5 protein-coding genes are annotated in these 5,853 nt (G+C 31.5%); 2 read left to right on the top strand and 3 right to left on the bottom strand.

Features of this window, described 5'->3' with window-relative positions:
* Nucleotides 1-302 precede the first annotated feature (302 nt).
* The 3 genes from mltG to dapF are packed head-to-tail and all read right to left on the bottom strand — an operon-like array spanning nt 303 to nt 2,679.
* On the bottom strand, nt 303-1,343 hold the full coding sequence (mltG, locus tag B0A81_RS13420) for an endolytic transglycosylase MltG (protein ID WP_089058509.1): 1,041 nt from the start codon (nt 1,341-1,343) through the stop codon (nt 303-305).
* A 2-nt stretch (nt 1,344-1,345) separates the two neighbouring features.
* The gene (locus B0A81_RS13415; RefSeq protein ID WP_089058508.1) at nt 1,346-1,888 is read right to left on the bottom strand and encodes a GNAT family N-acetyltransferase; all 543 of its coding nucleotides are present in this window, start codon (nt 1,886-1,888) and stop codon (nt 1,346-1,348) included.
* An 8-nt stretch (nt 1,889-1,896) separates the two neighbouring features.
* Nucleotides 1,897-2,679 carry a diaminopimelate epimerase gene (gene dapF, locus B0A81_RS13410; protein ID WP_089058507.1) on the bottom strand — a complete coding sequence of 261 codons (783 nt, stop codon included), beginning with the start codon at nt 2,677-2,679 and terminating at the stop codon, nt 1,897-1,899.
* Between the two features lie 138 nt (nt 2,680-2,817).
* On the opposite strand from dapF, the gene B0A81_RS13405 reads away from it, so the two are divergent.
* Together B0A81_RS13405 and B0A81_RS13400 are read left to right on the top strand one after the other, a co-directional pair.
* On the top strand, nt 2,818-4,218 hold the full coding sequence (locus tag B0A81_RS13405; protein ID WP_089058506.1) for a Do family serine endopeptidase: 1,401 nt from the start codon (nt 2,818-2,820) through the stop codon (nt 4,216-4,218).
* Nucleotides 4,219-4,416: 198 nt separating this feature from the next.
* A partial coding sequence (locus B0A81_RS13400; RefSeq protein ID WP_089058505.1) for a glyceraldehyde-3-phosphate dehydrogenase occupies nt 4,417-5,853 on the top strand: 1,437 nt, incomplete at its 3' end.

Below are 5,853 nucleotides of genomic sequence, written 5' to 3'. Positions count from 1 at the left end.
ATAGTTTTTAACGTGAATAAAAACTTCAATTATAAAAATCGAGAAAAAAATTATAGAGAAAAAATAAGATTTTCATCAGATAAATTTCAATTCTTGAAAAAACTATTTCAAATCTAATTTTAATGCTGTTTGCATCTAAATTTTACTAAAATTGTACTGTTAAAATAAGAAACTAATAATTCTGCATTTTAAACTCAAAAAACTTTAAATTGAAAAATTAGTTCTATTCAAAACATAAAAAAACCGAAGTAAAAACTTCGGTTTAATATCTTGTATTTTATCAAAAAAAGTATTGTACTTATTTATCTGGTTACACCTTGACTTGCAATCCAGTCCGAATATTTTTTTGCATTTACGTTATGTTCGGCTAAAGTTGAAGCAAATTCATGATAACCAAAACGATCGACACTTGCACAGAAATAAATGTAATCGTTTTTCTCAGGGTTCAAAACAGCTTCTAATGCTGTTATATCTGCCATTGCAATAGGTCCTGGAGGAAGTCCAGTATTTACATAAGTATTGTAAGGTGACTTCATAACCAAGTCATTATAAAAAACTCTTTTGATTACTTGATCAAAATTATTATCTCGCAGTTTTAAAGCGTAAATAACTGTAGGGTCTGCTTGTAATGGCATATCTAAACGCAATCTATTTAAATAAACACCCGCAATACGTGGACGCTCATCTTTTTTAACTGATTCTTTGTGAACTATAGATGCTAAAATAGATACTTGAACTGGAGTTAAACCTTGTTTTTTAGCTTGTTCAATTCTTTCAGGAGTCCAAAAATTATGATATTCTTTAATCATTTTATCACGGAACTTTTCTGCAGATGTATTCCAGTATACTTCATATGTATTTGGAATAAACATAGCAAAAACATTATCCTCGTTGAATCCGTTTGCTGCTAGAAAAGTAGAGTCTTTAAATGCTTTCATTAAAGACAAACTATCCGCTTCAATTTCAGAGCCAACTCTTCCAGCAAAATTCTCTAAACGTTCTTGATTATTAAAAGCCAATTTTACAGGAACATTTGAACGCATAGCACGAACTAAGTCAATATTGTTCATGTCTTTTTTAAGAAGAAAACGTCCAGATTTTACATTCTCTGGGTAACTTCTTTTGTTTGCCACCATTTCAAAATTATCAAAGTTTTTGATATAGGGTTCTAATATCTTTTTTACATCTGTATAGTTTGCGCCAGTTGGAACGTAAACATAAACCTCTTTTTCCTGAAATTTTGTATTGGCGCTGAATATTTGGCTAATTAATATAAAACCGTAAACTATTAAAACAGAAATTACGGCTACAGCAGTTATTGTAATGATTTTCTTTAGATTCAAAGCTATAAATTTAAATGTTCTTTATTAATTAATTGAAAAATTGCTTCGTCATAATAGTGACTGTTTAACAAAATCCAATCTTTTTTAATTCCAATTTTCTCAAAACCAAATTTAGTAAAAAGAGCTATACTTGCGTCATTACTTGTACTAATATTTGCATAAAGCTGATGCAGATTCAAATTAAAAAAAGAATAATGAATCAGCAGTTCTAATGCCTCAGAACCAATGTTTTTACTTCTATTTTCATTTTTTTGAATCACAATACCTACTCCTGCTCTATTATTTTTTGGATCAAAATCGAATATATCGATCAAACCAATTGCGGGAAAATCTTCATCCTGACAAATTGCAAGACGCAATTGCTTTGCTTCATAAATATCTTGCTGAGCATTCTCGAGATATTGGCGAATTAAAAAACGACTATAAGGTGTATGAGTATTGCTGACTTCCCAGATACTCTGATCATTTTCCATAGCATATACAAACTCTAAATCATTAGGTTCTAATGCGCGCAGATAAATTGTATCGCCTTTAAGTGTAATCATTATAAGTTTTAGATTTCGATTGTTCCTTTAAAAACAAATTTTGCAGGTCCAGTTAAAAAAACATTTGTAAAATGCTCCCCTAGTTTATCAAAAGAAACATTTAATTTTCCTCCTTCAACATTTAAATCAATCGAAGTTTTATCTGTCTGACCAGTGGCATTCATTGCAATTGCAACTGCGGTGGCTCCAGTTCCACAGGCCAAAGTTTCGTCTTCAACTCCTCTTTCATAGGTACGAAGTGAAAAAGTTTGATCGTCAACTTTTTTTACAAAATTAACGTTGCTTCCTTTTTCTCCGTACAATTCTCCATAACGAATTGCTGCTCCGTTTTCTTTCACATTATAATGCTCTAAATCATCAACTAACTGAACATGATGTGGCGATCCTGTGTTTAAAAAAGTATAGGAATCGTTTTTTTTCACTTCATCAACATCAATCATTTGCAATGAAACAATTGCATCATTATTTACTGATGCATGGTGCAAACCGTCTGTTGCTATAAAGGTTGTTTTGTTATCTATTACTCCCAGTTGATTTGCAAAAGCTACTAGACAGCGTCCTCCATTTCCACACATTGAACTTTGGTTTCCATCAGAATTATAATAAACCATTCTGAAGTCAGTTTCTTGATCATTTTCTAACAAAATAAGACCGTCAGCTCCAATACCAAAACGTCTGTCGCATAAGCGTTCAATCAATTTTACATCGTCTTTTGGGAAAAAATTTGTACGATTATCAATCATGACAAAATCATTGCCAGTTCCTTGATATTTATAGAATTCTATTTGCATTTTTTAGTCATTAAGTAATACAAAAGTACGAACTAATAATTAATGAAATGTTAATCATTGTTAAAGAGCGTTAAACCACTTTACAAAATATTTTTTTGCTTTATTTTTACATTAAATAACTTAAACAAAATTGTAATTATGAAAAGATTTTCGTCCTTATTTTTAGTGTCACTTTTAAGTGGTGCTATTACCCTTGGAGCTTACAAGTTATTATTTGAGAGTAACAATTCTTTTTTTGGAAAAGGAAACTCTGTTGTTACACTTGCGCCCAATTCATTAGGAAAAAATGTCGCGCTCTCTGCTGAAACTGTAGATTTTACAGAGGCTGCGGACAAAACAATTCATACCGTTGTTCACGTTAAAAATGTCAGCAGGCGAACTGTAAGTAATCCTATGCTTGAATTTTTCTATGGTTATGGAGGACAACAGCAGCAGGAACAAGTAGGAACAGGATCTGGTGTTATTATTTCTGAAGACGGTTACATTGTCACAAACAATCACGTTATTAAGAATGCTACTGAAATTGAAATAACATTGAACAATAAAAAGTCTTATAAAGCAAAACTTATTGGTACGGATTCTAAAATGGATATCGCACTTTTAAAAATTAATGCTGACGAAAAATTACCTTATACTCCTTTTGCAAATTCTGACAGTGTAAAAGTTGGCGAATGGGTTTTGGCAGTAGGAAATCCGTATAACTTGACCTCGACTGTAACTGCAGGAATTGTTTCGGCGAAAGCTAGAAATTTAGACCAAAGCGGTATTCAGTCCTTTATTCAAACCGATGCAGCAGTGAATCCAGGAAACAGCGGCGGGGCATTGGTAAATACAAGAGGTGAATTAATTGGAATTAATACTATGATTTCGTCGACAACAGGATCTTATGTAGGATATTCGTTTGCGGTTCCTTCTAATATTGCTCGAAAAATTATTGAGGATATAATGGAATTTGGAAATGTTCAAAGAGGGATTTTAGGTGTTGAAGGTGGAGAACTGAATAGTGCTGTGGCTAAAGAATTGGGGGTTAATGAAACTCAAGGTTTTTATATTAGTAAGGTTTCTAAAAATTCTGGAGCCGAAAAAGCAGGTCTTGGCAAAGGAGACATTATTATAAAACTTGATGAACAAAATATTTCAACTTATGCTGATCTATCAGGCTATATTAATACTAAACGTCCAAGTGATGTTATTAAAGTTACTTATATCAGAGAAGGAAAAACTAAAACTGTTCCGGTTACTTTAAGTAAAAATGAATTTTTTAGTACCGAATATAAAGGTATGGAATTAGAAAATATTGATGTTTCAGACAAAAAGAAATTCAGAATTGATTATGGTGTAAAGATTAAAAATATTACAAACGAGAATTTAATGCAGTACCAAAACGAGCTGCAGGGTAATATCATTTTAAGTATAGACAATGTAAAAGCAACAAATGTTGAAACTGTCTCTAAACTTTTGAATAAAAAAGATGAGGGACAAAGTGTAAGAATTGAAATGATAAACAAAAATGGTGAGATTTTTAGAATCATAATCTAAGTCTCAGTTAACAAAAATCATATTACTAAAAGCCATCTTAAATAATTAAGATGGCTTTTTTTTATTTAATGAAAAGAAAAAGCTATTATATTAATTTCAAAAATAAATGCTAAAATAGTTTACGAAATCGATTGAAATGGATACTTTTGCGCAAAATTTTAAAATAGTGAGCATTTTATTTTTTTAATTTAATCAATTATGAGCAAAAAATCTTTGTACCAAAAAGAGGTATCATTACAAGTGGACCGAAGAAGAGCTGGTGTCGAATTAATCAAAGTAATAAGTGATTTATGGTACGACAAATCCATTGAAATGGTTTTATTCAAAAACCAATTACTGGATAAAAATGTCAGTGACATTATCAATCTTCATCAATATGCAGGTGAATTTGTAGGCAAGCCAATTACAATTTTTGATTCGGTAGAAATCGCAAAAGTTGTTTTATCATTAGATCTTCCACCAGCAAAGATAGATCTTGGTAAACTTACCTATGAATATCGATTAGAAGATGAAAAATATCCTGATGCAAGATATTTTGTTATCGAAAAATTAAAAAAGGCTAAATCATCAAAAGAAATTCAGCCTAAAGATGTTGTTCTATACGGATTTGGAAGAATCGGACGTTTATTAGCGAGAGAATTAATGTCTAAAACAGGAAAAGGAAACCAATTGCGACTGAGAGCAATTGTTACTCGTGATAAGAATGACGCATCAAGTTTAGAGAAGCGAGCTTCTTTACTTCGATACGATTCAATTCATGGTGATTTTCAAGGTTCCGTAATTGCTGATCCAAAAAATAATGCATTAATAATCAATGGAACTACAGTTCATATTATTACAGCTAATTCTCCTGAAGAAATTGATTATACTCAATACGGAATTAATGATGCTTTGGTAATTGATAATACTGGAGCGTTCACAACTGAAGAGGCTTTAAAAAGACATCTAACTTCTAATGGAGCAAATAAAGTTTTACTTACTGCGCCAGGAAAGGGAGTTCCAAACATTGTACATGGTGTGAATCATAATGAATATAATCCAGATGAAAATAATATTTTCTCTGCGGCTTCATGTACTACAAATGCAATTACACCAATTTTAAAAGTTGTTGAAGAAACTTTAGGTGTAGTAAAAGGTCATTTAGAAACTATTCACGCTTATACAAATGATCAGAATTTAGTTGATAATATGCATCGAAAATACCGTCGCGGCAGAGCTGCTGCGCTAAACATGGTAATTACCGAAACAGGTGCAGGAAGCGCAGTTGCTAAAGCTTTACCATCTTTAGAAGGAAAGTTAACTTCAAATGCTATTCGAGTTCCTGTTCCTAATGGATCACTTGTAGTTTTAAATTTAGAGGTTAAAAAAGCCACTTCAATTGCTGCGATTAATAAAATCATGAAGAAATATGCACTTGAAGGAGAATTAGTTGAGCAAATAAAATATTCTTTGAATAATGAATTAGTTTCATCTGATATTGTTGGAACTTCTGCTCCTTCAATATATGACAGTAACGCAACTATTGTATCAAAAGACGGAAAAAACATCGTATTATATATCTGGTACGATAACGAATACGGCTATAGCCATCAGGTAATTCGTCTTGCAAAATATATAGCAAAAGTAAGACGATTT

Source organism: Flavobacterium plurextorum (assembly GCF_002217395.1).
Classification (GTDB): domain Bacteria; phylum Bacteroidota; class Bacteroidia; order Flavobacteriales; family Flavobacteriaceae; genus Flavobacterium; species Flavobacterium plurextorum.
The sequence above is the reverse complement of the archived record's forward strand: the minus strand, read 5'-3'. Positions and strand labels throughout refer to the sequence as shown.